30 protein-coding genes are annotated in these 25756 nt (G+C 38.3%); 6 read left to right on the top strand and 24 right to left on the bottom strand.

Annotated features, from left to right (window positions below; translation table 11 throughout):
* Positions 1 to 32: 32 nt before the first annotated feature.
* The 11 genes from B7700_RS06645 to dhaK form a co-directional block, all read right to left on the bottom strand.
* Positions 33 to 1301: a dihydroorotase gene (locus B7700_RS06645; RefSeq protein WP_084887902.1), complete on the bottom strand. Its 1269-nt coding sequence runs from the start codon at positions 1299 to 1301 to the stop codon at positions 33 to 35.
* Between the two features lie 12 nt (positions 1302 to 1313).
* On the bottom strand, positions 1314 to 1778 hold the full coding sequence (locus B7700_RS06640) for an NUDIX hydrolase (protein WP_001135768.1): 465 nt from the start codon (positions 1776 to 1778) through the stop codon (positions 1314 to 1316).
* A gap of 9 nt (positions 1779 to 1787) precedes the next feature.
* Positions 1788 to 2441 carry a uracil-DNA glycosylase gene (locus tag B7700_RS06635; protein WP_084887900.1) on the bottom strand — a complete coding sequence of 218 codons (654 nt, stop codon included), beginning with the start codon at positions 2439 to 2441 and terminating at the stop codon, positions 1788 to 1790.
* Between the two features lie 61 nt (positions 2442 to 2502).
* Entirely contained in the window at positions 2503 to 3195 is a 693-nt protein-coding gene (pynA, locus tag B7700_RS06630; protein WP_049544589.1) for a pyrimidine 5'-nucleotidase PynA, read from the bottom strand.
* Positions 3196 to 3319: 124 nt separating this feature from the next.
* Complete coding sequence (locus B7700_RS11325; RefSeq protein ID WP_084888092.1) at positions 3320 to 3538, bottom strand: hypothetical protein; 219 nt, start codon at positions 3536 to 3538, stop codon at positions 3320 to 3322.
* 59 nt (positions 3539 to 3597) lie between these two features.
* Positions 3598 to 3810, bottom strand: coding sequence for a hypothetical protein (locus B7700_RS11320; RefSeq protein ID WP_033628842.1), 213 nt, complete (start codon positions 3808 to 3810; stop codon positions 3598 to 3600).
* A gap of 30 nt (positions 3811 to 3840) precedes the next feature.
* Complete coding sequence (locus B7700_RS11460) at positions 3841 to 4032, bottom strand: hypothetical protein (protein ID WP_084888090.1); 192 nt, start codon at positions 4030 to 4032, stop codon at positions 3841 to 3843.
* A gap of 288 nt (positions 4033 to 4320) precedes the next feature.
* Positions 4321 to 5052: a hypothetical protein gene (locus tag B7700_RS06610; RefSeq protein WP_084887898.1), complete on the bottom strand. Its 732-nt coding sequence runs from the start codon at positions 5050 to 5052 to the stop codon at positions 4321 to 4323.
* Between the two features lie 644 nt (positions 5053 to 5696).
* Positions 5697 to 6071, bottom strand: a complete 375-nt coding sequence (gene dhaM / locus B7700_RS06605) for a dihydroxyacetone kinase phosphoryl donor subunit DhaM (protein ID WP_084887896.1) — start codon at positions 6069 to 6071, stop codon at positions 5697 to 5699.
* Positions 6071 to 6646, bottom strand: a complete 576-nt coding sequence (gene dhaL, locus B7700_RS06600; RefSeq protein ID WP_078352199.1) for a dihydroxyacetone kinase subunit DhaL — start codon at positions 6644 to 6646, stop codon at positions 6071 to 6073. The genes dhaM and dhaL overlap by 1 nt, the downstream gene beginning before the upstream one ends.
* A gap of 21 nt (positions 6647 to 6667) precedes the next feature.
* Positions 6668 to 7657: a dihydroxyacetone kinase subunit DhaK gene (dhaK, locus tag B7700_RS06595; protein ID WP_084887894.1), complete on the bottom strand. Its 990-nt coding sequence runs from the start codon at positions 7655 to 7657 to the stop codon at positions 6668 to 6670.
* Between the two features lie 153 nt (positions 7658 to 7810).
* Here dhaK and dhaS point away from each other — a divergent pair, with 153 nt between their 5' ends.
* Positions 7811 to 8341 carry a dihydroxyacetone kinase transcriptional activator DhaS gene (dhaS, locus tag B7700_RS06590; RefSeq protein WP_084887891.1) on the top strand — a complete coding sequence of 177 codons (531 nt, stop codon included), beginning with the start codon at positions 7811 to 7813 and terminating at the stop codon, positions 8339 to 8341.
* Positions 8338 to 9327: a DhaKLM operon coactivator DhaQ gene (dhaQ, locus tag B7700_RS06585; protein ID WP_084887889.1), complete on the top strand. Its 990-nt coding sequence runs from the start codon at positions 8338 to 8340 to the stop codon at positions 9325 to 9327. The genes dhaS and dhaQ overlap by 4 nt, the downstream gene beginning before the upstream one ends.
* A gap of 97 nt (positions 9328 to 9424) precedes the next feature.
* Here the strand turns inward: dhaQ and B7700_RS06580 are convergent, their stop codons facing one another.
* The 4 genes from B7700_RS06580 to B7700_RS06565 all read right to left on the bottom strand — a co-directional run bounded on the left by B7700_RS06580 (position 9425) and on the right by B7700_RS06565 (position 12650).
* A complete protein-coding gene (locus B7700_RS06580; protein ID WP_084887887.1) occupies positions 9425 to 9964 on the bottom strand; it encodes a ClbS/DfsB family four-helix bundle protein in 540 nt (179 codons plus the stop codon).
* Positions 9965 to 10020: 56 nt separating this feature from the next.
* Positions 10021 to 10515 (bottom strand): YkgJ family cysteine cluster protein, encoded by a 495-nt coding sequence (locus tag B7700_RS06575; protein ID WP_084887885.1) that lies wholly within the window; start codon positions 10513 to 10515, stop codon positions 10021 to 10023.
* Positions 10516 to 10647: 132 nt separating this feature from the next.
* Positions 10648 to 12381 (bottom strand): phosphoenolpyruvate--protein phosphotransferase, encoded by a 1734-nt coding sequence (gene ptsP / locus B7700_RS06570; protein ID WP_084887883.1) that lies wholly within the window; start codon positions 12379 to 12381, stop codon positions 10648 to 10650.
* A gap of 5 nt (positions 12382 to 12386) precedes the next feature.
* Positions 12387 to 12650, bottom strand: coding sequence for a phosphocarrier protein HPr (locus tag B7700_RS06565; protein WP_000146947.1), 264 nt, complete (start codon positions 12648 to 12650; stop codon positions 12387 to 12389).
* Positions 12651 to 13000: 350 nt separating this feature from the next.
* On the opposite strand from B7700_RS06565, the gene nrdH reads away from it, so the two are divergent.
* The 4 genes from nrdH (at position 13001) to B7700_RS06545 (ending at position 17521) form a co-directional block, all read left to right on the top strand.
* Entirely contained in the window at positions 13001 to 13219 is a 219-nt protein-coding gene (nrdH, locus tag B7700_RS06560) for a glutaredoxin-like protein NrdH (protein ID WP_000259240.1), read from the top strand.
* Positions 13220 to 13299: 80 nt separating this feature from the next.
* Positions 13300 to 15459 carry a class 1b ribonucleoside-diphosphate reductase subunit alpha gene (gene nrdE / locus B7700_RS06555; RefSeq protein WP_084887881.1) on the top strand — a complete coding sequence of 720 codons (2160 nt, stop codon included), beginning with the start codon at positions 13300 to 13302 and terminating at the stop codon, positions 15457 to 15459.
* Between the two features lie 189 nt (positions 15460 to 15648).
* The gene (gene nrdF, locus B7700_RS06550; RefSeq protein WP_000451386.1) at positions 15649 to 16611 is read left to right on the top strand and encodes a class 1b ribonucleoside-diphosphate reductase subunit beta; all 963 of its coding nucleotides are present in this window, start codon (positions 15649 to 15651) and stop codon (positions 16609 to 16611) included.
* Positions 16612 to 16753: 142 nt separating this feature from the next.
* A complete protein-coding gene (locus tag B7700_RS06545) occupies positions 16754 to 17521 on the top strand; it encodes a DeoR/GlpR family DNA-binding transcription regulator (protein WP_033685012.1) in 768 nt (255 codons plus the stop codon).
* A gap of 104 nt (positions 17522 to 17625) precedes the next feature.
* Here the strand turns inward: B7700_RS06545 and B7700_RS06540 are convergent, their stop codons facing one another.
* The 9 genes from B7700_RS06540 to lacA form a co-directional block, all read right to left on the bottom strand.
* Positions 17626 to 17883, bottom strand: coding sequence for a DUF3884 family protein (locus tag B7700_RS06540; protein ID WP_000471578.1), 258 nt, complete (start codon positions 17881 to 17883; stop codon positions 17626 to 17628).
* Between the two features lie 41 nt (positions 17884 to 17924).
* The gene (lacG, locus tag B7700_RS06535) at positions 17925 to 19331 is read right to left on the bottom strand and encodes a 6-phospho-beta-galactosidase (RefSeq protein WP_084888088.1); all 1407 of its coding nucleotides are present in this window, start codon (positions 19329 to 19331) and stop codon (positions 17925 to 17927) included.
* Positions 19332 to 19668: 337 nt separating this feature from the next.
* Positions 19669 to 21360, bottom strand: a complete 1692-nt coding sequence (locus tag B7700_RS06530) for a lactose-specific PTS transporter subunit EIIC (RefSeq protein WP_084887879.1) — start codon at positions 21358 to 21360, stop codon at positions 19669 to 19671.
* Positions 21360 to 21677 (bottom strand): PTS lactose/cellobiose transporter subunit IIA, encoded by a 318-nt coding sequence (locus B7700_RS06525; protein WP_001078325.1) that lies wholly within the window; start codon positions 21675 to 21677, stop codon positions 21360 to 21362. The genes B7700_RS06530 and B7700_RS06525 overlap by 1 nt, the downstream gene beginning before the upstream one ends.
* A gap of 35 nt (positions 21678 to 21712) precedes the next feature.
* Entirely contained in the window at positions 21713 to 22549 is an 837-nt protein-coding gene (locus tag B7700_RS06520) for a PRD domain-containing protein (RefSeq protein ID WP_084887877.1), read from the bottom strand.
* Between the two features lie 234 nt (positions 22550 to 22783).
* The gene (gene lacD / locus B7700_RS06515; protein WP_001229114.1) at positions 22784 to 23764 is read right to left on the bottom strand and encodes a tagatose-bisphosphate aldolase; all 981 of its coding nucleotides are present in this window, start codon (positions 23762 to 23764) and stop codon (positions 22784 to 22786) included.
* Between the two features lies 1 nt (position 23765).
* On the bottom strand, positions 23766 to 24695 hold the full coding sequence (locus B7700_RS06510) for a tagatose-6-phosphate kinase (protein WP_084887875.1): 930 nt from the start codon (positions 24693 to 24695) through the stop codon (positions 23766 to 23768).
* Between the two features lie 10 nt (positions 24696 to 24705).
* Positions 24706 to 25221: a galactose-6-phosphate isomerase subunit LacB gene (gene lacB, locus B7700_RS06505; RefSeq protein ID WP_001216913.1), complete on the bottom strand. Its 516-nt coding sequence runs from the start codon at positions 25219 to 25221 to the stop codon at positions 24706 to 24708.
* A 30-nt stretch (positions 25222 to 25251) separates the two neighbouring features.
* Positions 25252 to 25677, bottom strand: coding sequence for a galactose-6-phosphate isomerase subunit LacA (lacA, locus tag B7700_RS06500; protein WP_000029277.1), 426 nt, complete (start codon positions 25675 to 25677; stop codon positions 25252 to 25254).
* Positions 25678 to 25756: the final 79 nt, after the last annotated feature.

The following is a 25756-nucleotide window of genomic DNA, read 5'->3' as shown; positions in this document are numbered from 1 at the left end:
CTATTCTTTTTGTTTACAGAGCAGACTCCCACCTAGTTTTGATAGACAATTTGTCCCTTACAGATGGTATATTTAACCTGCCCTTTTAAAGTTTCACCGATGAATGGTGAATTAGCTGCTTTCGAAGCAAAATAGGAGTCCACAAAGCGGTCAACCTTAGCATCAAAAATAGTAATGTCCGCTGGACCATTCTCAGCCAAGTAACCTGCTTCAAAGTTGTAAAGCTTGGCTGGGTTGTATGTCATTTTTTCAAGTAATTCCATCAGGCTTAACTCACCAGCTTCTACCAAATAGGTCAAGCCGAGAGAAAGAGATGTTTCCAAACCTGTCATACCAGATGGCGCTTTGGTAATATCCTCGACATTTTTTTCATCCGCATGGTGAGGCGCGTGGTCTGTCGCGATAACTGTGATAACACCTGACTTGAGACCTTCGATAACGGCACGACGGTCTGATTCCAAACGAAGTGGCGGATTCATCTTAGCATTGCTTCCTTGTGTCAAAAGGAGCGCTTCGGTCTTAGAAAAATGCTGTGGTGCTACTTCTGCTGTGACCTGCGCACCTAGCCTCTGAGCAAACTCAACTACTTTAACACTTTCTTCCTTAGACAAATGCTGGATGTGAACATGGGCCTTGGTTGCATAGGCAATCATGACATCACGCGCCATCATAGCATACTCAGCCACCCCAGTAGCACCGCAGATATGGAAATGTTCTTTAGCGATATTTTCATTAAAGCCAAGAATCCCATTCAAACCTGGATCTTCCTCATGGAGACTAATAAAGGTATTAAGCTTTTTGGCTTCCTCCATGGCTTCCTTGACAACTTTACTACTTTCAAGCGGAATACCGTCATCAGAAAAACCAACCGCACCAGCTTCTAAGAGTGCCTTGAAGTCAGTCAAGTCTTGGCCATTAAAGTTCTTAGTAATGGTCGCAACCGTCTTAACATTAATCTTCTCTTTGGCAGCTGAATGGAGAACTTCTTGCAAGGTCTCTACATCCGAGATGGTTGGACTAGTATTAGCCATCATGACAACAGTTGTAAAACCACCTGCCGCAGCTGCTAGTGCCCCAGTATGGATGTCTTCCTTGTGTGTTTGACCAGGTTCACGGAAATGAACATGAATATCGACCAAGCCAGGAGCAACTACAAGACCAGTAGCATCAATTATCTCTGCTCCTTCTTCTTTAATCTCAGGCGCAATTTTGATAATTTTCCCATCTTGAACTAAGACATCACACACTTGATCCAAATCAGACTTGGGATCCATTACACGACCATTTTTAATTAGTAGCATCTGCTTTCTCCTTTATTCATAGAAATCGACTTGGGTATCCAACAATTTATCCCCATCATAAACAAACTTGGCTGAAAAGAAGGGTTTATCCTCTAAAAGCCACTCAACAAAGGTATGGTCACCTTCCCAAGTTGGCTTGCTCAAAACCTCATCATAGGGAACCCATTCTAGCGTTCCCTCGTTGCAGTCAATCAAGTCACCCTCGAACTCCGTCACCTTAAAAACATAGGTGTACCAGTCTAAATCTGGCGTAAATTCAGGAAAAGTGATAACACCTTTTAGAACTGGCTTGGCTTTCAGTCCCGTCTCTTCGAGGATTTCACGCGCCGCGCATTCCTGAGGGGTCTCTCCTCTCTCTAGCTTACCACCCACACCAATCCATTTCCCTTCATGAACATCATTTGGCTTCTTATTACGATGGAGCATGAGCAATTCTTTCCCGTTATCAATGTAGCAAATCGTCGCTAACTGAGGCATATTTTCTCCTTATCTAAGCCAATCGATTGGCTCTTGTCCTGTTTCTTTTAAGAATGCATTGGCCTTGGAAAAAGGCTTGGAACCCCAAAATCCTCTATAAACTGACAAAGGACTAGGATGGGCTGATTCGATAATCAAGTGATGAGGATTGGTAACTAAGGCCTTCTTCTTACGTGCATAAGCTCCCCAGAGTACAAAAACGACTGGTCTATCTAGATGATTGACCACCTGAATCACAGCATCCGTAAAAGGCTCCCATATCTGACCAGCATGACCATTGGCCTGTCCAGCAGGAACCGTCAAACAGGCATTAAGAAGCAAGACTCCTTGCTCAGCCCAAGCTGTCAAATCATGAGATTTCTTGACCCCAATATCATCTGACAATTCTTTCAAGATATTTTGCAAGGATGGCGGAGCTGGGATAGAGTCGGGTACAGAAAAACTCAAGCCCTGCGCTTGACCTGGCCCGTGATAGGGATCTTGCCCTAGAATCACCACCTTAACTTCTTCAAGCGGTGTTGTCAAGAGAGCCTGAAAAACCTTTTCCTTGGGTGGATAAATAGTCCCCTGAGCATAGACCTGATTCATAAACTGATTGATTTTCCCAAAATAACCCTCAGGTAATTGCTCCTTAATCAAAGCATGCCAAGACGAGTGTTCCATAGCCAACTCCTTCGTTTTTACTGCCTCTATTATAGCAAAAAGTGGCTATGGAAACCACTTTTTACAGTTTATCTAAACAATCCAGCAAGTCTTGGTAAGAATGGACTTCGTAAGTCGGTTGGGCTTGTGTGTGATTTTCGAGGTGATGAGGGTTGTACCAGATAGTGTCAATCCCCGCATTATTACCACCTTGAATGTCGGCAGTTAGGGAATCTCCAATCATCAGCGTCTTTTCTTTGCTAAAACCTACAATCTGCTGCCCCATTTTTTCATAAAAGAGGGCATCAGGCTTTTGTGTTTGCAACTGTTCAGAGATAAAGACTTGATTGAAATAAGGTGCTAGACCAGATTGAGCTAAACGCCCTGTCTGAATGGCAGTTATTCCATTTGTCGCAGCATACAAGTCATAATCACGCTCGATGAGGCTATCTAAAAGTTCATGAGCACCTGAAAAAGTTTGCCCCTGTTGGGCGAGGTAAAATTGGTAACGCTGGGCTAGAAAACTACCGTCTTTTTCCTCTCCAAAATGAGCAAATAAACAAGAAAAGCGCGTGTTAACCAGCTCTTGTTTACTGATTTTCTTTTGCTCCAAGTCCTTCCAGAGAGCCTTGTTCATAGGAACATAATAGTCTTTATAAGCCTGAATATCTGCAACCCCTTCTTCTTTTAGAAGTTGCGTTAAAGCCACATCCTCAGCAGCATCAAAATCAAGCAAGGTGTGGTCGAGGTCGAAGAGTAGAAATTTGTAGGACAATTTGGTGTTTTCCTTTCTAAGATAAACAACTTTCACTTCAGCCAGCTGTTTAATGTAAAAACTTAAAAGTGGTATAGTATCACAAAGAATAATCGTTCCAATTGATTAACTAATCCATACTATTCTAGTCAAGTTTATTTTTATTATAGAAAAATCTTCTATAAATTCGAGCAATAGTTAAAATACATACAAATATGACTCCCAAAATAGATAATACTATTTTCACAAAACTCATTTCAGAGCCTATTACATAGATATGAAAAAGAGGGGCTAGTCCTACACATAGAGACAATAGATAATTACTAAATCTTATCTCACCAATTCCTGCAAAAAAATGTTTCATTTTAAATATCCCCATTTTACCTTTCATCTTTATAATCCACTAACAAGCTACTAACAACTCTATTGACTTCTCTTTTTTTTGAAAAATCTTGACAGCAAATTTACTCCACTTAATGCCACTAAAACTTCAATGGGCAAAAAATAGTAATCCCATATCAAATGAGAAATCAGCAATGTTAGAAATAGTATACAGTCAATATAACTATTCTGAAAATACTCTGTAATTACATAATACAGATATACCACAACCATCAAAATTAAAACAACCATCATAATACTATTATCCTGTCCTTCTCACTAACGCTATTTCCAAAATTTAATTTTTTTATGACTTAGTAACGCAATTCCAATTAGTAATACACCTAATATAAATAAAAGTATTTCCCAAAATTTATTCTCAGTTTTAATAAGAGGAATAAGATACATGCTGACTAATATGGAACTTGCTCCTATAATAGCAAATATTATTCTGGCTTTATCACTTAGTTTAAACATATTTAATTCCCCATAAAATAAGCAGTAGCTACGTTTACTGTAACATTCCCCCGTCTTTATGTAGAGATAATCCCCCATCAAGACACCTCATTTCTTCTTACTCAATAGCAGCATAATTATTTGGTGATACGAGTTTCATAAGATTTCTCCTCTTTAACGTTGCATGGTTAGGATAGTTCTCCAATAAGTAATCGTCGACTGCGTTTAAAGCACTTTGTTACCTAGATAAGATATCCTTTCTCTACCTGATTTGATTTTAAAGAGAACTAAGATTTAATCATATTTATCTTATTTCTTATTTTTAAATAATTCATACTCTTTTTCTCTGATAAAGGGAAGTGAGAAATTAGAAAAAATTAGTAGAATTGAAAATAGGTATCCATCTTTTTGCATTGCTAAAACATAGCCTAAAAATAAATAGACAATCAAATCTAGTACAAAAAGAGAAAATATCCTCCTTTTCATCATCTCACTTGAATTAAAGATTCTGTTTAATAGAATCTTTATCGTAGTATCTACACAAATTTTTATCAAAAAGATAAGAGTCAATACATGATTATCAACTGTACCATGAAGAATAAATGGAAATATAGTTAATATAAAACTAGAAATCTCTAAATATTTTATCCAAGGAGATTGAGACATCTTACTTTTAAACTGACTGATTTTCCTATACTCACTAGCTAATCTAGTATCAAAATCTTTACCAATTTTATTAAAGATTAAAAACTCCAGGATAAAATTACTTATTAATACGATATAAGTAGAAACGTTTCCTGGGAAAAATTTATTGATTAAAATTGGAAAACTAATTAACAGAGTCGAGTTTATAGCCAAACAAATGGATACTATTTTATTCTTCACAGAGTATATAGGTAACGATACTATTGAATAGAGAAACGCTAAAAAAATAAGCAAGAAATACTCTGTGCTGCTAATTAGCGGCGCCCTTAATGATAAAAATAGATAGGCACCCCACACGATGATATGCGCTTTACGAATTGACTCTAGATTACTCATCTACCTACTCCTAATATGTAAAGAGAATCCATTTTTAGTTCACATTCTCTTTCCAACAAGTCATAAACGTTTCATGATATTTCCTTCTTTTACATTAGGTAAAGTTGAAATACATTTTTTGCAAGTGAAAATATTATTATTATTTGGAAACCCAAAATATCTATCCCTCTTCTAGACCTAAACCAAGTCAGATTAAAGATACAAATATAATGATAAGGCTTTCTTTTACTTTAGACTACCATAAAACAAGGAATCTTTCAACAAAATTCATTGGCAAACTACTATTCTAGAAGATTGACAGCTCAAATCTTTCAGAATAGAACAATCCTAACTATCGAATACCCTAACTTCATAAATATCTATGTAATTCTAGACCTAGAATTCCTATAAACTAAATGTTTTCGTACTATTCTAAGCTATTGATTACCTTAAATCTTAATTTTTGAAGAATTCTAAAGCTAGAATAGTCCCATCACAATCAGTTTTGAATGATTCACAATTTAGAAACTCTATGATTCTACTCCTTTTACATTAAAAAGGAACTGCATAAAGCAATCCCTTTCTGATTTTGAAATTATTTACTTAAAATTTAATAGTTGAGATAATCAATAGCCCACTTATAAAAAGAGTTATAGTAAAATTTCTTATTTATTGATTTCAAGCTCCAACAACTGTGTTTGAATAACTGACAGTTCTGCCCCAGCCTGAAGAAGAGCTGCTGCAGTATAGGCACCTTCTACAATTGGAACCCTATTGATCATGATACTTTTATCACTGAAATCAGCCACCATTTCTAAGTTCATTTTAGCAGAACCTAGGTCAAAAAAAGCTAATAAAGAATCTGCTGGATTTTCGGAAACAACCCTATCTACTTGATCAAAACTTGTTCCAATTCCTCCATCTTCGGTTCCTCCTACATAAGTAATCGGAACATCTTTAGCTACTTCACTAATCAGCTCAACAACACCTTCTGCAATGTGTTTGGAATGTGAAACGATAACAAGACCAACACTTCCCATTAAACCACCCCAGTTTCTAAAAGAGCAGTAAAGAGTAATCCTGATGAGAATGATCCAGGATCAATATGTCCCAGAGAACGTTCTCCTACATAAGATGCCCTTCCTTTAGTTGCAAGTAAATCTTTGGTAGCATTCACTACCTTATCAATAACCTCTTGAGTCAATTGGCCAGCAGACAAGGCAGCAATAACAGGAGTCCAAACATCAACCATTGTCTTTTCTCCAACTTCTGCTTTCCCACGTTTGACAATCATATCCAAACCACTTTGTAAGATTTCCTCTATTTTCGAATTTGAATCAGCCTTGGCCATGCCCATAAAAGCAGAGCCATACAAGGGACCAGAAGCACCACCTACCTTACTCAGTAGTTGCATTGAGACAAGTTTAAAAACATCACTGCTAGTCTCAAATTGCTTTCCTTCTAAGTTTTCCATAACTGCAGCCATGCCACGCGCCATATTTCCACCGTGGTCTCCATCTCCTATAGGAGTGTCTAGCTCACTAAGGTAATCTTTCTGTTCTTGAATCTTTTTATTAAAAAGCTTCATCCATTCAAGAGCTTGTTCAGCATTCATGAAACATTTCCTCCTTGAGTTTTACCAAGCTGGTGTAGTAACAGGTGCATTTAGAGCATCCAACCACTCATCATCTGCCAATCGAATCAATGTTAATGACAAGCCAGCCATATCAATTGAGGTCATATAGTTTCCAATTTTCTTAAATGCCAACTCAACACCTTTTTCATGGAGTAATTTAGCCACATCATTTGCAAATACGTATTGTTCCATAAGAGGAGTGCTTCCTAAACCATTGATGAGAAGGCCATAGCGTTCACCAGTCTTAAGTCGGAAACCTTCAGATAGTTTTTCAACCAATTCTGAGGCCAATTGTGCTGAAGGTTGCATTTTCTCTTTTTTATATCCTGGCTCACCGTGAATACCAACTCCATATTCAAACTCATCATCTTCTAGAACAAATCCGGGTTTCCCAACTTCAGGAACGGTTGCTCCAGACAAAGCTAGCCCAATTGTTTTAATTTCTAAGACAAGTTTATCGGCCAAGTCCTTTATTTCAGCTAATGATTTACCAGAACGAGCTGCAGCACCCAAAATTTTATGGACTAAAATAGTACCTGCAACACCTCGACGGCCTTGGGTATAGAGACTATTTTCAACAGCGATATCATCATCAACCACAACGCTTGCTACATCAATACCTTCCATTTCAGCAAATTCTTGTGCAATTTCAAAGTTCATAATGTCACCAGAATAGTTCTTGATGACCATGAAAACTCCAGCACCTTCATCAGCCGCCTTAATGGCTTCTAAAATTTGGTCCGGAGTAGGTGAAGTGAAGACTGCTCCACAAATGGCAGCAGACAACATTCCATCTCCTACAAATCCAGCATGACTTGGTTCATGTCCTGAACCTCCACCTGAAATGAGTCCAACTTTTCCTGTCTTTTCTGCCTTTCTAACGATGACATCAAAACCATCTAAGCGTTCTACCAAGTCATCATGCATGAATGACAATCCCTGCAACATTTCATCAACAACTTGTGTCGGTTCATTTATAATTTTTTTCATGAGAAACTCCTTTCGGCATGTACCTTTGTTTTCGCTTTCATTATATATTTTTTATCGCTGGATGATAAGGGACAGATTCTATTATTTGTCCCCTTTTAAACCCGTTTAAAACATTTTTTTGGTAAAATGAAGTAAGTAAAAGAAAGGTTTCCTATGGCATCATCACTTATTACAAAAAAACGGATTGCCAAGGCATTTAGAGACCTATTAGCTACTAGAGAATTTGACAAAATCTCTATTGTAGATATCATGGAATCAGCTGGCATTCGTAGACAAACCTTTTACAATCACTTTCTTGACAAATATGAACTGCTAGACTGGATATTTGAAACTGACTTAACCGAGTATATCACCAATAACTTAGACTTCATTTCGGGCCAAAAACTATTACAAGAATTATTTTTTTATTTCGAACAAGAGCGTGACTTTTATATTCAACTTTTTGATATTCAAGGACAAAATAACTTCTATGACCAATTTATCAGCTACTGTTGCTTGCTTGTATCAAAAATTTTAAAAGAATACGGTCAGATTGATATCGATTCATCTGCTTATACTTGTTTTTTGTTAGACTATCATTCACATGCTCTAGCAGAAATCGTGAAGGCTTACGTCAATAAAAAAAGTCCAGTTCCACAACCAGACTTTCTAATCATGACAATTATTGGAAAGAGACCACAATGACATTTATTTCAAATCATAAACAGAAAATTATTTCAAGTTACATTTCGGCAACTGTCAGCAGTCATCCTGAATTAGAAAAACACCCTACCTTACCATTAGTCTATCAAAAAAATCGAAATCCTCATCAGGTTCCAATATTGTCGGGTGGAGGTTCAGGTCACGAACCTGCTCATATTGGATATGTGGGAGAAGGAATGCTTACTGCTGCTATCTATGGCCAATTATTTACTCCACCTACAAGAACTGAAATCTTAGAGTCCATTCGTTTTTTAAACAATGGTCACGGTGTCTTTATCATTGTAAAAAATTTCGAAGCAGACATCAAAGAATTTAGCTCTGCCATTAACACTGCTAGAAAAGAAGGAATTAAAGTCGGCTATAGTCTAGCACACGACGATATTTCAATTGAACCTCACAATAGATTTCAAATTAGAGGGAGAGGGCTTGCAGGGACTATTTTACTTCATAAAGTTCTAGGATATGCAGCTCAAAATGGTGCCGACATCGAGCAACTAACTGATTTAGGTCATGAACTTGCTCCCGAAATCGCAACAATTGGCTTTGCAACGAAAGCTGCTAGTCTCCCCCAAGCCACCCTTCCACTATTTAACTTGGAAGAAGGAAATATTTCCTATGGTATTGGGATACATGGCGAAGAAGGCTATCGTATCGTCCCATTCCAATCATCGGAAATCCTTGCAAATGAAATTATAAGTAAATTAAGATTGCACTATCATTGGAAAAAGGGTGATCAATTTATATTGCTTGTAAATAATCTAGGCACTACCAGCAACTTAGAAATGGGCATATTTATCAATGATATCCTTCAACTCTTAGAAATTGAAGGAGTCACTATTACCTTTATAAAATCAGGAACATTTATGACCAGTCTAGATATGGCAGGTATATCCGTAACTCTTTGCCCCGTAAAAAATAAACAGTGGTTAGAAGCGCTCAATGCTCCAACGACAGCTTTTGCATGGTAATTTGCTTGTATAACTCAAAAGGGCTACATGACTTGATAGCCCTTTGTTTTTATCTTACGTTTAAAAGAACTCATTCTTGACATTTCAAATAGGCCATCTATCCTTTACAATTCTTCTGATGTGCTTTGAGTTTTTTCAGAGCCCAATCATAGTGGCTTGACGTGCTACTGACAAAGTAGGAACCTAGACTTGTCCCACCCGTCCACTTATAGATACCTTTGGTAAAGAGTTCGTCATTGCTAAAAACTTCTATCAACTCTAAAACCTCCCTATGTGATTGTTCTAGGAGTCTAGTCGCTTCTTCTAAGGAGGTTTTCTGGTGCTTCTTCCAAAAAGCGATATTCATTTCTCCATAAGTTTTCCAATTATAAGGTTCAGGTAGAAAAGGCCTTTCGTGACCTTCTTGATTAGAATGTACCCAAGTCAAAAGTAACTGATGCCATTCATAAAGATGGATCAGAACATCTCTTAGATTTTTATCCCTTTTCCAGTGAGCTTCTTTTTTCTTTGGGTCTCTTGAAAAATCAAATGGAGTCTGTAGCTCATCTTCACTTAGTTGGGAGATGAAACAATTGAGCTTTTCATAGTTTTCCTTAGAGGCCAGCATTAGCTCCTCTTTTGTTTTCGGTCTAGGCACAGAGTTCTCCCTTCATATCTCTAGTTATTATTAGAAATTTTTTATCCTTTAAATCTCTATAACTTATCCTTTAATTTCTCAACAAAGAGATAGGCTGCTGGACAGGTCAAAGTATTCTTAATCGTCAAATGGTTGATTTGATGGATCTTTTTTCGATCTGTATGGGGGAATTCACGACAGGCCTTTGGACGAACATCATAGATGGAACAGAGATTATCTCCTCCCAGAAAGGGACAAGGCATGGATTTAAAAACCTTATCACCATCTTCATCTACCTGCAGAAACTCCTCTTCAAAAGCTGGTAATTTCATCTTAAAGTACTTAGCGATTCGTGTAATATCCGCTTCTTTAAAGTCAGGTCCCAAAGTCTTACAACAGTTGGCACAAGCAGTGCAATCAATCTCCTCAAAAACTTCTTGGTGAATCTGTTGAGCTATCTTATCTAGATTTTTTGGTGGTTTTTTCTTTAGATTGGCTAAAACTTTACGGTGTTCCTTCTGCTTTTGCATGGCTAGCTGGTGGTAATACTCAATATCAATTTCTTTAGACATGATTTCTCTCTTATTCTATTTGCTTCTCCTATTATATCATGCCTCTTCATCATTGAAAAGTGGACTTTACAAGACTATACTATTCCCGAATGTATCAAAAAACCTTGCAACTAGGTTACAAGGTTAATGACATTAATCAAAATTAACGTATTCTTTTTGAAGTTCAAGAACTTCTTCCATTGTTGAACACTCTGTAAGGGCACGGTTAGCGTACTCTTCCATCTTAGCAGTATCCAATTTCTTCATCAAGCTACGTGTACGAAGTACAGATGTTGCTGACATAGAGAATTCATCCAAGCCCATTCCGACAAGAAGTGGAACAGCTTTTTGGTCACCAGCCATCTCACCACACATACCAGCCCATTTACCTTCAGCGTGAGCTGCCTTGATAACGTTGTTGATCAAGCGAAGGATTGATGGGTTATATGGTTGGTAAAGGTATGAAACTTGCTCGTTCATACGGTCTGCTGCCATTGTGTATTGGATCAAGTCGTTTGTACCAATTGAGAAGAAGTCAACTTCTTTAGCAAATTGGTCTGCAAGCATCGCTGCTGCAGGAATTTCAATCATGATACCAACTTGGATATCATCCGCAACTGCAACTCCTTCAGCAAGAAGGTTCGCTTTTTCTTCATCAAAGACTGCTTTAGCTGCACGGAATTCTTTCAATAGGGCAACCATTGGGAACATGATACGCAATTGACCATGAACAGAAGCACGAAGAAGGGCACGGATTTGTGTACGGAACATTGCATCTCCAGTTTCAGAAATAGAGATACGAAGGGCACGGAATCCAAGAAATGGGTTCATTTCGTGTGGCATATCGAAGTAAGGAAGTTCCTTATCTCCACCGATATCCATTGTACGAACGACAACTGGTTTACCATTCATTCCTTCAAGAACAGCCTTGTATGCTTCATACTGCTCATCTTCTGTTGGGAAGTCTTGAGAATCCATGTACAAGAACTCTGTACGGTAAAGTCCAACAGCTTCTGCACCGTTGTTGTTAACACCTTCAACGTCTTTTGGAGTACCGATGTTAGCAGCCAACTCGAAGTGTTTACCGTCAGCAGTCACTGTTTGAGCATCTTTCAAAAGTGCCCATTCAGCTTTTTGTTTAGCATAAGCTTCACCAGCTGCTTTAAATTCTGCTGCTTGTTCATCTGTTGGGTTGATAATCACTTCACCAGTGATTCCGTTAACGGCAAGGATATCACCGTCTTTCACTACTTCAGTGATGTTATTTGTTCCCAATACAGCTGCAATTTCAAGTGTACGTGCCATGATAGCTGAGTGGCTTGTACGTCCACCGATGTTTGTTACAAAAGCTTTTACAAAGTTTTTGTCCAATTGAGCTGTATCAGATGGTGTCAAGTCATGCGCAATCACAATTACTTCTTCATTGATAGAAGCTGGATTTGGCAATTTTTTACCAAGAAGATTTGCCAATACACGTTTTGTCACGTCGCGGATATCCGCTGCACGTTCTTGCATATATGGGTTGTCTTCCATGCCTTCAAAGATAGTGATGAACATGTCAGTCACTTCTTTAAGACCTGCTTCAGTATTGACTTTCTTAGCGCGAATTGTTTCTTTAATCTGACCAATCAATTCTGGGTCAGCAAGAACCATCAAATGAGCGTCAAAAACTTGAGCCGCTTCTTCACCAAGCGTACCTACAGCTTTCTCACGGATAAGAGAAAGCTCGTTTTGAGAAGCTTCAAGAGCTACATCCAAACGAGCCTCTTCTGCGTTTGTATCTTCGACTGAAACAGTATCGAATGACAAATCCGGTTGAACGAGTAGATATGCTTTTGCAACGGCAACACCATCAGATGCTGCGATTCCTTTAAGCATTTCTGTCATTTTCCTTATGCCAATCCTTCTTTTTCCATTGTTTCTGAGATTGCAGCGATAGCATCATCTGCATCTGCACCTTCAGCTGAGATAGTTACGTCAGCACCTTGGCCAACACCAAGACTCATAACACCCATGATTGATTTAAGGTTAACTGATTTACCTTTGTACTCAAGAGTGATATCTGAAGCAAATTTGCTTGCAGTTTGTACCAACAATGTTGCTGGACGTGCGTGAATACCTGTTTCTGCCACTACGTGGAAATCTTTAGAAGCCATAGTTTGACTCTCCTTTTGTTCTTTCTTTTTTGAGTTATATGTGATAACCCTTACAATTTGGTATTATATAATCTTCTAGGATTTTTTTCAAGCATTTTATGGGATTTATTCGATTTCCTTTCAGATAACTTGCTGAAAATCTTCTATTTTAGATAACAAAACACAGGATATAGTTTTTCAAAAAACAACTTATAGGATAATTATCACTATTTCACAAAGCAAACACTACATATTGTGTTTTGTAGGCTTGAGCAGAAAAACAGACCACTATATTTAGTTTTAAATCATTGACAAAAATTTATTTTCTGATATACTAAGAAAGTAATCTATTTTGAAAGAGGAGTTACACAATGGTAACCGTTTATTCTAAAAACAACTGTGTCCAATGTAAGATGACCAAACGTTTCTTGGACAGTAATAATGTCGCTTATCGTGAAATCAATCTTGATGAGCAACCTGAGTACATCGATCAAGTTAAAGAGCTCGGTTTCAGCGCAGCTCCTGTTATCCAAACACCAACTGAAGTCTTTTCAGGTTTCCAACCAGGAAAGTTGAAACAATTAGCATAATCTTAGTACATCATCCAGAAGAAACTGCTTCTAGGGCTAACTTAGAAGCCTTTCTTTTGTAATTAGATAAGGGAAATTTTATGGGATTAAAACATCTTGAAGACGTGACTTACTTCCGTCTCAACAACGAAATCAACCGTCCTGTCAATGGACAAATCATGCTTCATAAAGATAAGGAAGCCTTGGATGCCTTCTTTAAAGAAAATGTAGTTCCAAACACTATGGTTTTTGATTCAATCAAAGATAAAATCAACTACCTCATTGAACACAACTACATCGAAACAGCCTTTATCAAGAAATACCGTCCAGAATTTTTGGAAGAATTAGCTCAATTTATCAAAGACCAAAACTTCCAATTCAAGTCTTTCATGGCAGCTTATAAGTTTTACAATCAATATGCCTTAAAGACTAACGACGGTGAATACTATCTTGAAAGCATGGAAGACCGTGTCTTCTTTAACGCCCTTTATTTTGCTGATGGTGATGAAGCTGTTGCGATTGATATTGCCAATGAAATCATCCACCAACGCTATCAACCTGCTACTCCTTCCTTCTTGAATGCTGGACGTGCTCGCCGTGGGGAGTTAGTATCTTGCTTCCTAATCCAAGTAACTGATGATATGAACTCTATCGGACGTTCTATCAACTCAGCTCTTCAACTTTCACGTATCGGTGGTGGTGTGGGAATTACCCTCAGCAACCTTCGTGAAGCTGGTGCACCTATCAAAGGCTATGAAGGAGCTGCTTCAGGTGTCGTTCCAGTTATGAAGCTTTTCGAAGATAGCTTCTCTTACTCAAACCAATTGGGTCAACGTCAAGGTGCCGGTGTTGTTTACCTCAATGTCTTCCACCCAGATATCATCGCCTTTCTTTCAACTAAGAAAGAAAACGCCGATGAAAAAGTTCGTGTAAAGACCCTTTCACTTGGTGTTGTAGTACCCGATAAATTCTACGAATTAGCACGTAAAAATGAAGAAATGTATCTCTTCAGTCCATACTCAGTAGAGCTTGAATACGGTGTGCCATTTAACTACATCGACATCACTGAAAAATACGATGAGCTAGTCGCAAATCCAAATATCCGCAAGACAAAAATCAAGGCGCGTGATTTGGAAACTGAAATCTCTAAATTGCAACAAGAGTCTGGCTACCCTTATGTAGTCAACATTGATACGGCTAACCGTGCAAACCCTGTTGATGGTAAGATTATCATGAGTAACTTGTGTTCTGAGATTCTTCAAGTTCAAGAACCAAGCTTGATCAACGATGCTCAAGAATTCCTTCAAATGGGAACGGACGTTTCATGTAACCTTGGTTCAACCAACGTAGTCAACATGATGACTTCACCTGACTTTGGTCGTTCTATCCGTGCTATGGTTCGTGCCCTTACTTTCGTTACAGATAGTTCACACATCGTAGCTGTTCCTACCATCGACCACGGAAATAGCCAAGCTCATACCTTTGGTCTTGGTGCCATGGGACTTCACAGCTACCTTGCCCAACAATTGATTGAATATGGATCGCCTGAGTCTGTTGAATTTACAAGCATCTACTTCATGCTCATGAACTACTGGACCTTGGTAGAATCAAACAATATCGCGCGTGAACGTGGTATCACCTTCCACAACTTTGAAAAATCAGACTATGCTAACGGAAGCTACTTTGACAAATATGTGACTGGCGAGTTTGTTCCAAAATCAGACCGTGTTAAAGAACTCTTCAAAGATGTCTTTATCCCAAGTGCTGCTGACTGGGCTGAACTTCGCGACAAGGTTCAAGCAGATGGTCTTTACCACCAAAACCGCCTTGCTGTAGCGCCAAATGGTTCTATCAGTTACATCAACGACGTTTCTGCTTCTATCCACCCGATTACGCAACGTATCGAAGAACGTCAAGAAAAGAAAATCGGTAAAATCTACTATCCTGCTGCTGGCTTGTCAACAGAAACCATTCCTTACTACACTTCTGCCTACGACATGGATATGCGTAAGGTGATTGATGTCTATGCTGCTGCAACTGAGCACGTGGACCAAGGACTTTCACTCACTCTCTTCATGCGTAGTGACATTCCAAAAGGTCTTTACGAATGGAAGAAGGAAAATAAGCAAACGACACGTGACTTGTCTATCCTTCGTAACTATGCCTTTAACAAGGGAATCAAGTCTATCTACTACGTCCGTACCTTTACAGATGATGGTGGAGAAGTCGGTGCCAACCAATGTGAAAGCTGTGTGATTTAATCTTTGCTTGAGGGAACTACATTTTCTCAGATAAGTGATTCATTCACCCTGCTAAACTAGAATAAGCATCTATACTATGAAATAACAAAAAGTCGGGCTTCCGACTTTTTGTGCGATACTCCTCTAGAATTATGATAAAATAGAAGTAATTGTGAGTTCGCAATACTAAACACAGAAAGAGATTTCAAAATGGAAACTTACTACAAAGCCATTAACTGGAATGCCATCGAAGATGTCATCGACAAATCAACTTGGGAAAAACTGACGGAGCAATTCTGGCTCGATACACGTATTCCCTTGTCAAATGACTTGGATGACTGGAGAAAGCTATCAAATGTAGAAAAAGACTTGGTAGGAAAAGTCTTTGGTGGTTTAACACTTCTCGACACTATGCAATCTGAAACTGGGGTTCAAGCCCTTCGCGCGGACATCCGTACACCACATGAGGAAGCTGTTTTCAATAACATCCAATTTATGGAATCTGTTCACGCTAAATCTTACTCATCAATCTTTTCAACCTTGAATACTAAGGCTGAGATTGAAGAAATTTTCGAATGGACCAATACCAATCCGTACCTACAAAAGAAGGCTGAGATTGTTAACGAAATCTACCTAAACGGTAGCCCACTTGAAAAGAAAGTTGCCAGCGTCTTCCTTGAAACCTTCCTCTTCTACTCTGGTTTCTTCACACCACTCTACTATCTCGGTAACAACAAACTAGCCAACGTTGCGGAAATCATCAAATTAATTATTCGTGATGAATCTGTTCACGGAACTTACATTGGTTACAAATTCCAACTTGGTTTTAATGAATTACCTGAAGAAGAGCAAGAAAAACTCAAAGAATGGATGTACGACCTGCTCTACACTCTCTACGAGAATGAAGAAGGTTATACAGAGAGCCTCTATGACGGTGTTGGCTGGACTGAAGAAGTCAAGACCTTCCTTCGCTACAATGCTAACAAGGCACTCATGAACCTGGGACAAGATCCACTCTTCCCAGATTCAGCAGATGATGTCAACCCAATCGTCATGAACGGTATTTCAACAGGAACTTCCAACCACGACTTCTTCTCTCAAGTCGGAAATGGTTACCTCCTTGGTGAAGTTGAAGCCATGCAAGACGATGATTACAACTACGGTTTGGACTAAGGTCATCTATTTTATAAGTGATATCAACATCATGGTTCGTTTAAAACAACCATGATGTTTTTGTTTTTGTTTTCTTTTGTTTTTTAAATTGATTGATTGAATACTTTATGATAAAATAGTAATAGAAATAGAGGTGATAACGATGTTAAAGCAGGAAAAACTAGATAATATTCTAGAAACGGTAAATACAAAGGGAACTATTACTGTAAAAGAAATCATGACTCGCTTGGATGTATCAGATATGACTGCTAGACGCTACTTACAAGAGTTAGCCGACAAGGATTTACTTGTTCGGGTGCACGGGGGAGCTGAAAAAATTCGTACAGGTTCCATTTTAAACAATGAACGTTCCAATATTGAAAAACAAAGCTTACAGATTGCAGAAAAACAAGAAATCAGCCGTTTTGCAGGCCATTTAATTGATGAAGGTGAAACCATTTTTATTGGTCCAGGTACAACCTTGGAATCTTTTGCCCGTGAACTTCCAATTGATAATATTCGTGTTGTAACAAACAGTTTACCAGTCTTTCTCATCTTAAACGAACGAAAACTAACAGATTTGATTTTAATAGGTGGAAACTATCGCTCTATCACTGGAGCCTTTGTCGGAACACTAACCTTGCAAAACTTGGCCAATTTGCAATTTTCTAAAGCCTTCGTTAGCTGTAATGGTATTCAGGACAATGCGATTGCGACCTTTAGTGAAGAGGAAGGTGAATCTCAACGCATAGCCCTCAATAATTCCAATAAAAAATACTTACTAGCTGACCATAGTAAGTTCAATAAATTTGATTTCTATACCTTCTACAATATCTCTGATATTGATACCATCGTTTCAGATTCTAAACTGAGCAAAGAAACGTTTGAACAACTTTCAAAACAAACAAAAATTATTCTTTCTAAACCATAAGACTGAGGATTGATAAAATATAAAATGCGTCATATCAAGAAAATAAAAATCTTGATATGACGCATTTTTTGATGAAGATTTTTACAAAGAGTTTCCTAGATTCTTTATGATTGTTGAAACGGCATAAAATCTGAATCAAAGGAGATATTATCCCGTTCTTCAGGACTGATAAAATTTAAAAAGATATTTTTAAATTCTTCCAGCTCATAGTCTGAATGGCAAATCCATTCTTTACCGGTAGAGACATACCATTTCCCAAGTTTTTTCAGCTCCTCATTAGTCAAACAAGGTATTTGAGAACATTTATCAAAATTGATAATATAAACTTTTTCATAAATAGATTGGATAAAATCTTTGAACATCTTTTGCCTCACTAGAATTCTATATCTAATTACTCATTCTACTAGTCTATAATCTGACTTTCTGCTACTTTCTTGTACCAGTGAGCTGATTTCTTAGGATAACGTTCTTGAGTTTCAAAGTCTACATAGAAGAGACCGTAACGTTTTTCATAACCGTTTGACCATGAGAAGACGTCCATCAATGACCAAATGAAGTAACCCTTTACATTCGCTCCATCTGCAATAGCATCAGACAAAACCTCTAAGTGTTGTTTGACATAATCAATACGACCATCATCGTAAACAGTGTTATCAACGAACTCATCTTTATATCCAAGACCATTTTCAGTGATGTAAATCTTCTTGTAGTTCGGATAATCTTTCTTCACTCGCATGATTTGATCATACAAACCTTGAGGATAGATAATCCAATCCCAGTCTGTACGTGGCACATAATCTGGAGCTACACGACGACCAACACCTTTGATTTGGTATTTAGAGCTTCCTTTCTCACCCTTACCATTATGAATGATTTCTGTTTCGCCATCAAAGGCTTCCATCCAGTCACTCATATAGTAGTTGATGCCTAGAAAATCATTCAAGTCTTTTGCAGCTTCTAATGCTGTGAAATCTTCTTCACGAATATCCAAGCTACCACCATTGACTGATAAGATATGGTTAACACCTTCCATCGTTTCATCTGAATAGCGACCTAGATAAGTTGCATCCAAAATAAATTTATTGTGAATAATATCTTCCAACTCAGCTGCACGAACATCTGCTGGATTTTTAGGATCTAAAGGATACTTGGTTGGCAAAGCATGAACAACACCAATTTCACCTTTATAGCCTTTATCTTTATATAGCTTGACTGCACGCGCATGAGAAACCATCATATTGTGGTGCGATTGGAAAACTTTGGCAAGGTCGTACTGAATACCTGGAGGGAATTTTCCAACCAAGTATTGACCATCACCAATTGGCCCAATTTCATTAAAGGTTGTCCAATAGTTTACTTCTGGGAATTCTTCAAAACAGAAAGCCGCGTAGTCTACAAAGTGTTCAATGTTTTCACGGTTTAAGAAGTCTCCATTTGAGTGGAGAGCTTCTGGCGTATCAAAGTGATGAAGAGTTACAAAGGGCTCAACATGACGTTTGTGGCACTCTGCAAATAAACTATGATAAAACTCGACACCTTTCTGATTTACTTGACCGTAACCGGTTGGGAAAATACGTGACCAAGCAATGGAAATTCGAATACCATTGATACCATACTCTTCTGCTAGCTTGAGGTCAACTGGGTATCGATTGTAAAAATCACTGGCTGGTTCGGCAGTGTACCAGTAATTATCTTCAAGATATTTATCCCACGCAACTGGTCCTTTTCCATCAGTATGTGTAGCACCTTCTGCTTGATAGGCAGCTGTTGCGCCACCGAAAATAAAGTCTTTTGGAAGTGTTTTTGTCATTTTTTCACCTATTTCTTGATTTAAATAAACTAAAAGTGAGAGGAGAGGAGTCAGTGAGCCATCCTTCTCCATCTCACTTCTTGTACCAAGTCACCGAATTGTGACATGAGAAGGTAAAAACGATATCTTTTTACCGACGAATTAATAAGGCGATTAGGAAATTTGCCATAGCGATTTCCGTAACGAGAGGAGACTATTTCAGAGTCCCTATCGTTAATCGAATTGTGACATGAGGAGGTAAAAACGATATCTTTTTACCGACGAATTAATAAGGCGATTAGGAAATTCGCCATAGCGATTTCCGTAACGATAGGAGACTGTTTTATAGTCCCTATCGTTAATCGAATTGAGCTTGTACGAATGCAAGAGCACCTTTTCCATCACGAGTTAATTTGATGTATTGAGCGCCTTCTGTTTTCGCTAGTTTAATACCGAGCTTATCTGTTTCTGCTTTCATGTCTTCAAAGTTTGAAGCAACTTGAGGGGCAAGGATAACAAGATCAAACTCTGGCAACATTTCACGGTGAGCACCATAGCCACCTGCTGCTGCTTTCACAGGAACATTGTATTCTGCAGCTGCCTTATTCAAAGCATTCGCAAGAAGTCCACTTGTCCCTCCACCTGCACAGAGAACGAGAACATTTGTTTCTTCAGTGATTGTATTTTGTGCTGCTTCTACACCAGCTTTTTCAAGAATAGCATCTGCTTTTGCAGTGTTGAAGTTTGCAGCAACTTTTTCTTTCAATTCATCATTAGATTTACCTGAACGCTCTTCTTCAAGAATTTGTTCATCATATACTTTAAGGAATGGATAGTAAATGACTACGTCAACCACGATTAGAAGAGCAGCAAGAATGAATGATAGAACTTGGAAGTTCGTACCAAGAACTAGACCTAGTGGAGCTGGGGTTGTCCATGGTAGATTAGCAGTAAATGAATTCATTCCAAGAGTTTCAATAAAGAATTTAAAGATCCAAACGTTTGCGATAGGAGCAAAGATAAATGGAATGAAGAAGATTGGATTCAAAACAAGAGGTGCACCAAACAAGATTGGTTCATTTACACCAAAGAAAGTTGGAACTACTGAAGCACGTCCGATTGCACGGTTACGTTTTGATTTTGTTAACCACATGAACATGAATGGAACAACCAGTGTCGCACCAGTACCACCCATGGTAACGATAAACATTTGTGTACCAGAAGTAAGAATCTTGTCAGCGTGCATACCTTGTTGGAGAAGGTTCAAGTTGACTTCGGCATTTGCATAGGTAATAGCTGCGATTGCTGGTTCAACGATAGATGGACCATGAATCCCAACAAACCAGAAGAAGGCAAAAGCACCAAAGATAATGGTAATACCAAGATAGCCATCAGCTGCAGAGAATAATGGTGCAAAGAATTTACCGATTGATTCAGCTACGCTTGCACCAACAAAATGACGAACTAGTAAGTCAAGAGCATAAAGTGAAACAACTGAGAGAGTGAATGGAATCACATCTTTAAAGACTTGTGAGATATTTGGTGGAACTTCGTCAGGCATACGAATAGTGACGTTGTTCTTAACACAAACCTTATAGATGGCTACAGTAACAAAGGCAGCAAGGAAGGCTGAAAGCAAACCTTTTGTCCCCAAGAATCCAGTAGCTAGACCATTTTCGATAGGATCAGCTGCCAACATCAACAAACCAACAATCGCTGCTAACAGTGTTGACATATAGTTGATTTGATTGGTTTTCTCCATGCTACGGTTTACTGAGTCGGTCAATGACTTAGCTGTTGTACCAGCTACCAACAAAGCCAAGATACCCATTGAATAGCTGTAAGGTTTCATCAGAAAGGCTACAACTTCATCAGACCATTTAAAGCCCCATGAGTTTGGTACAAAGGCAATCAAGATAAAGATACTTGAGAAGAGAATAACAGGCATACCTGCAATGAAACCATCACGAATAGCACGAAGATAGATATTACGAGATAATTTCTCAAAGAAAGGTTTTCCTTTCTCGATAAATGCAATTAGTTTATTCATTATTTAACTCCTCTCTTATAAAGTTCGATTAAGTGGTGCATCAAATCTTTTAACAAGACAGTTGTCATCAAGTGGTCTTGGCCATGCATCATGGTCACACTATAGGCTAAGTCCTCACCAGAAGCTTCCTTAGTCAATAGACTTGTTTGCGCGTGGTGAGCCTCTGCAATGCAAGAACCAGCTTCCTCAACTAAGCTATCCGCTTTCGCAAAATCACCAGCTTCAGCAGCTTTCAAGGCTTCCAATAGTTTTGAACGAGCATCGCCAGCATAGGCTACGATTTCAAAACCTAACAATGTTACTTCTTCTCTATTCATGATAGAATTCTCCTTATATAGTTTTAAATAAATTTTTATGACAATAAACGTTGGATATGTAGAACTAGATAAACTCGTTCACTTTTATACAAATCAAGACCCGTATGTTGCGTAATCACATCATAAATCTTGGAACCAATCTCGAACGCTTTTGGATAGGATTGTTTAATATGATCTTCCATATCCAGAAGTGATTGGTTATCATCTCTAGATCTGTCTAAATAATCCAAGAAATAATTCAAATGAATCATAAAACGATCATAGAAATGGTTATTCTCTTTAGTTCGTTGAATTGCATAATCCGTTAAAACTTCTTCAACATTCCTGAGAATTTCTTTCCTCTTATCAATCGACTCCACAAGTTCCACTTCATTTTCACCTTCGGCATTAATGAAATGATAAGCAATCCGAATAATTTCGTCCTCAGGAAAATGATCTGCTAGCTTCTGGCGGTAAATTTCAAATGCTTCATTTGCGATTTGAAAAGCGACAGGATACTTAGTGGAAATATCTGGCAGATTACTATCCTTGTACCTTCCTTGTGCTAGAGCTTGGTAAGAACAGTAAATATGATCTGTCAAGGTTACGTAGAGATACTCTTGAATCGGATAATGATATTTCTTTGATAGCTTATCAATGATTTCATAAGTCACCGTGATAAAATCAAGCGGAACATCTTTGAGGAGAGCCATAAAGTTTTCTCTGGACTCTTCGGTCTTCATCCGAAAGATTTTCTCAACCTGCTGTTCAGAAATCAAATCTCCCTTCTTCTTTCCAAATGCAATCCCCTTACCAATTACAATCACTTCTTCTCCTTTATCATTCCTGACAAGCGAAACATTATGATTTATTGGATTTAGAATTCGATACATGTCAACCTCCTTTTATATCTTAAAGGTATATGAGTACAAAAAATGACCACAAATGAACTAGAAAATCAGCCGATTTCTAATTCACCTGTGATCATGCCTAATATTACTTAGTAACACTCACCTTGTATTAACTTGTGATTTAAGTATAGCACAAGTAAGTTGTTTTGTAAACCTTTACATAAAATTTTTTTTAAAATTTTTTTAGATTCATGTTCCTAACCTAGGAGGACTTGCTTACACGCGTTCTTTCCATGAAGTCGCTGTTGTTTGAAGAACTTTATTGAGCTCATCAATGTTTTCAAATCCAGTTGTGCGAAGCCATTCACGAGCTGCTGCTTCACCATCTTTGATGTAAGCTTCAACTGATCCAGCCCATGTAGCACGGCCACAAAGAACTCCGTTAAAGTTTGCACCTGATTCATGAGCAAATACAAGAGTATCTTGGAAGAGTTTAGCTGATACACCAGCACTCAAGTAGATGTATGGCAAGTTAGTTGCTTCATCTTGTGCTTTGAAGAATGCTGCTGCTTCTTCACGTGTATAAACCACTTCACCTTCAGCGAAGCCTTCAACATATTTAATGTTAACAGGAACTTCTACTTTCAAGACATCAATGTTAAAGCGCGGGTCTGAGAAGACTTTCATAGCACCGATAACTTTGTGTGGTTTTACTTTCGCATATTCTACAGAACCGGCGTCCGCAATTTTTTCATCGTAAGCAAGGATTTCAAGGAAGAATGGGATATCTTCAGCCACACATTCAGAACCGATGCGTTCGATGTAAGCTTGTTTTTCTTGGTTGAGTTCGTCTGAGCTATCTACATCATAGTAAAGCAAGAATTTAACTGCATCTGCACCTTCTTCTTTAATACGTTTTGCAGACCAAACATCCAAGCAGTCTGGCAAGCGTTTTGTACTTGTTGTGTCATAACCTGTTTTTTCATAAGCAAGGAGAAGACCAGCTTTTTCATCAAGAGCTTTAGTCGCTGGAAGTCCATATTCTGGATCAAGAAGCATAGATGAAGCGTATTTAGTCAATTCATCTGCTACCAAGACTTTCAGTTCTTCCATTTGAGCCACAGTTGGTTCTTCTGTTTGGTGTTGAGCCATTAGGCGTTTCAAAGCACCACGTTGGTCAAATGCAAGAGCTGAGATGATTCCATTTTCATCAGAAAGTTTTTCTAAGCGTGCACGTTTTTGTTCTGTTAAAGCCATTTTATACCTCTTTTACTATTAATTGATCATATAGAGCTTGATAGTTGGCCATGTTGACATGACCAGTCATTTTTTCTTGAGCATTGAGCATACCAAGGACATTTGCCTTGATGAGTAATTCTGAATCCGATTCTTTATGAAGTAGCCCTGAAGAAATCCCTGCCACAGTAGAATCTCCAGATCCGACAGGGTTGACTACCTGAATTCTAGGAATATCTACCTTGTAGAAAGTGTCACCATGTTTGGCAAAAGCACCGTTGGCACCAAGTGAAACGATAATCCATTCAATACCTGCAAACAAGGGTTCTTGAAGGACTTCTTTTAATTCATCCAAATCCTCGGAAACTTCTCTTCCAAGAAGCTGAGATAATTCCTCATTATTTGGTTTGATGACTGTTGGTTTATGTGGTGATTCAAGAACCGCCTGAAGAGCTGCACCAGAGCAGTCCAAAACTACAGGCTTGCCAGCTTGATTAGCAAGTTCTACCAAGCTCGCATAGTAATCAACTGGAAGACCAGCTGGTAAACTACCTGAGATAGCTACTACTTCAACTGACCCCAGAAGATTTTTGAAATGTTCCAAAAAGTCTTGACCTTCCTGTTCCAATACTACAGGACCTTTTTCAAGAACTTCTGTTTGGTTATCTCCATGAAGAATAGCGATACAGTTACGAGTTTCTCCCTGAATTGAGAAGAAATCTTTCTTTACTTGATCATCGATATTTTCAACCAAAAACTCACCAAGTTTGCCACCCACTAAACCAGTAGCAAGAACAGAATCCCCAAATTCTGAAAGTACTCGGGTAACATTGAGTCCTTTACCACCAGCCGTTTTGGTTACATCCACCACACGATTGACAGTATCAATCTTCAACTCATCCAAGGGATAGGAAATATCAATGGATGGGTTCATTGTGACTGTTAAAATCATAGGTCACCTCTTAGTCGTGGTATTCTCCGCGATCCCATTTTTCAAGGAATTCAGTGAAGAAGTTTGCGTCTGTTTGTTGAGCATTGTGACTTTCAACGTGTTCAATTTTCGCAATCAATTTTTTGTTTTCTTCAGATGGTTTGTATTCAGCATGAATGAAAGCTTCGATGATATCGCACATGAGCAATTCACCAGTAATCTTACCACCAAAACCAATAACGTTGGCGTTCAATTGTTCTTTAGCATAAAGAGCTGTTGTCATATCACGAACCAAGGCAGAACGAACACCTGGAACTTTATTTACAGCATTGTTGATACCAACACCAGTACCACAGATACATACCCCAAGATCAGCTTGACCACTAGTTACAGCTTCCCCTACTTTTTTACCAAAGATTGGGTAGTGAGTACGTGTATGGTCATAAGTACCAAAGTCAATGACTTCATATCCTTTTGATTTCAAAAATTCTGAAACCGCCATTTTCTCATCTGTTACGATGTGGTCACATCCAATTGCAATTCTCATTTTTAACTTACCTTTCTTACTGTAATCTAATTAGCACATTTTGTTCAACATGTCGACACGAATTTGGTGACGTCCACCATCGTATTTACCGTTAACAAATCCTTTAGCAATGTTTTTAGCCAATTCATCACCAACAAGTTGTGCACCCATAGTGATCATACGTGAGTTGTTGTGGCCACGAGTCATATAAGCTGAACGTTCGTCAGAAACTTCTGCAGCAACCATTCCTTTGATTTTTGTTGCGACCATAAATGGACCCGCTCCATAAGCATCAATCACGATACCAAGGTTTTGTTCTTCTTTGTTTACTTCTGCAGCAACAGCAAGAGTCACATCAACAAAGTCTTGACCTTCAGCTGTAACATCCACAACGTGGAAGTTTTCTTTTTCCAAGAAGTCTTTCACAACTTCTTTCAATCTCAAACCTGCAGCATCTGCACCGATAACAATAGACATATTGTATACTCCTTTTTATTTTTCTAGGCTAATAAAACCTTTTATAGTTAGCAGTTTATACTCTTCGAAAATCAAATTC

Origin of the sequence: Streptococcus mitis (assembly GCF_002096755.1) — a bacterium.
Taxonomy (GTDB): Bacteria; Bacillota; Bacilli; order Lactobacillales; family Streptococcaceae; genus Streptococcus; species Streptococcus mitis_AC.
This window is presented reverse-complemented; position numbering and strand designations above follow the sequence as displayed.

What these genes read in the sequence shown, in the direction of transcription:
- B7700_RS06645 (WP_084887902.1), bottom strand. Translation starts at nt 1,301, where the DNA reads ATGCTACTAATTAAAAATGGTCGTGTAATGGATCCCAAGTCTGATTTG.
- B7700_RS06640 (WP_001135768.1), bottom strand. Translation starts at nt 1,778, where the DNA reads ATGCCTCAGTTAGCGACGATTTGCTACATTGATAACGGGAAAGAATTG.
- B7700_RS06635 (WP_084887900.1), bottom strand. Translation starts at nt 2,441, where the DNA reads ATGGAACACTCGTCTTGGCATGCTTTGATTAAGGAGCAATTACCTGAG.
- B7700_RS11325 (WP_084888092.1), bottom strand. Translation starts at nt 3,538, where the DNA reads ATGAAACATTTTTTTGCAGGAATTGGTGAGATAAGATTTAGTAATTAT.
- B7700_RS11320 (WP_033628842.1), bottom strand. Translation starts at nt 3,810, where the DNA reads ATGATGGTTGTTTTAATTTTGATGGTTGTGGTATATCTGTATTATGTA.
- B7700_RS11460 (WP_084888090.1), bottom strand. Translation starts at nt 4,032, where the DNA reads ATGTTTAAACTAAGTGATAAAGCCAGAATAATATTTGCTATTATAGGA.
- B7700_RS06610 (WP_084887898.1), bottom strand. Translation starts at nt 5,052, where the DNA reads ATGAGTAATCTAGAGTCAATTCGTAAAGCGCATATCATCGTGTGGGGT.
- dhaM (WP_084887896.1), bottom strand. Translation starts at nt 6,071, where the DNA reads ATGGGAAGTGTTGGTCTTGTTATCGTTTCACATTCCAAACACATTGCA.
- dhaL (WP_078352199.1), bottom strand. Translation starts at nt 6,646, where the DNA reads ATGAATGCTGAACAAGCTCTTGAATGGATGAAGCTTTTTAATAAAAAG.
- dhaK (WP_084887894.1), bottom strand. Translation starts at nt 7,657, where the DNA reads ATGAAAAAAATTATAAATGAACCGACACAAGTTGTTGATGAAATGTTG.
- dhaS (WP_084887891.1), top strand. Translation starts at nt 7,811, where the DNA reads ATGGCATCATCACTTATTACAAAAAAACGGATTGCCAAGGCATTTAGA.
- dhaQ (WP_084887889.1), top strand. Translation starts at nt 8,338, where the DNA reads ATGACATTTATTTCAAATCATAAACAGAAAATTATTTCAAGTTACATT.
- B7700_RS06575 (WP_084887885.1), bottom strand. Translation starts at nt 10,515, where the DNA reads ATGTCTAAAGAAATTGATATTGAGTATTACCACCAGCTAGCCATGCAA.
- ptsP (WP_084887883.1), bottom strand. Translation starts at nt 12,381, where the DNA reads ATGACAGAAATGCTTAAAGGAATCGCAGCATCTGATGGTGTTGCCGTT.
- B7700_RS06565 (WP_000146947.1), bottom strand. Translation starts at nt 12,650, where the DNA reads ATGGCTTCTAAAGATTTCCACGTAGTGGCAGAAACAGGTATTCACGCA.
- nrdH (WP_000259240.1), top strand. Translation starts at nt 13,001, where the DNA reads ATGGTAACCGTTTATTCTAAAAACAACTGTGTCCAATGTAAGATGACC.
- nrdE (WP_084887881.1), top strand. Translation starts at nt 13,300, where the DNA reads ATGGGATTAAAACATCTTGAAGACGTGACTTACTTCCGTCTCAACAAC.
- nrdF (WP_000451386.1), top strand. Translation starts at nt 15,649, where the DNA reads ATGGAAACTTACTACAAAGCCATTAACTGGAATGCCATCGAAGATGTC.
- B7700_RS06545 (WP_033685012.1), top strand. Translation starts at nt 16,754, where the DNA reads ATGTTAAAGCAGGAAAAACTAGATAATATTCTAGAAACGGTAAATACA.
- B7700_RS06540 (WP_000471578.1), bottom strand. Translation starts at nt 17,883, where the DNA reads ATGTTCAAAGATTTTATCCAATCTATTTATGAAAAAGTTTATATTATC.
- lacG (WP_084888088.1), bottom strand. Translation starts at nt 19,331, where the DNA reads ATGACAAAAACACTTCCAAAAGACTTTATTTTCGGTGGCGCAACAGCT.
- B7700_RS06530 (WP_084887879.1), bottom strand. Translation starts at nt 21,360, where the DNA reads ATGAATAAACTAATTGCATTTATCGAGAAAGGAAAACCTTTCTTTGAG.
- B7700_RS06525 (WP_001078325.1), bottom strand. Translation starts at nt 21,677, where the DNA reads ATGAATAGAGAAGAAGTAACATTGTTAGGTTTTGAAATCGTAGCCTAT.
- B7700_RS06520 (WP_084887877.1), bottom strand. Translation starts at nt 22,549, where the DNA reads ATGTATCGAATTCTAAATCCAATAAATCATAATGTTTCGCTTGTCAGG.
- lacD (WP_001229114.1), bottom strand. Translation starts at nt 23,764, where the DNA reads ATGGCTTTAACAGAACAAAAACGTGCACGCTTAGAAAAACTTTCTGAT.
- B7700_RS06510 (WP_084887875.1), bottom strand. Translation starts at nt 24,695, where the DNA reads ATGATTTTAACAGTCACAATGAACCCATCCATTGATATTTCCTATCCC.
- lacB (WP_001216913.1), bottom strand. Translation starts at nt 25,221, where the DNA reads ATGAGAATTGCAATTGGATGTGACCACATCGTAACAGATGAGAAAATG.
- lacA (WP_000029277.1), bottom strand. Translation starts at nt 25,677, where the DNA reads ATGTCTATTGTTATCGGTGCAGATGCTGCAGGTTTGAGATTGAAAGAA.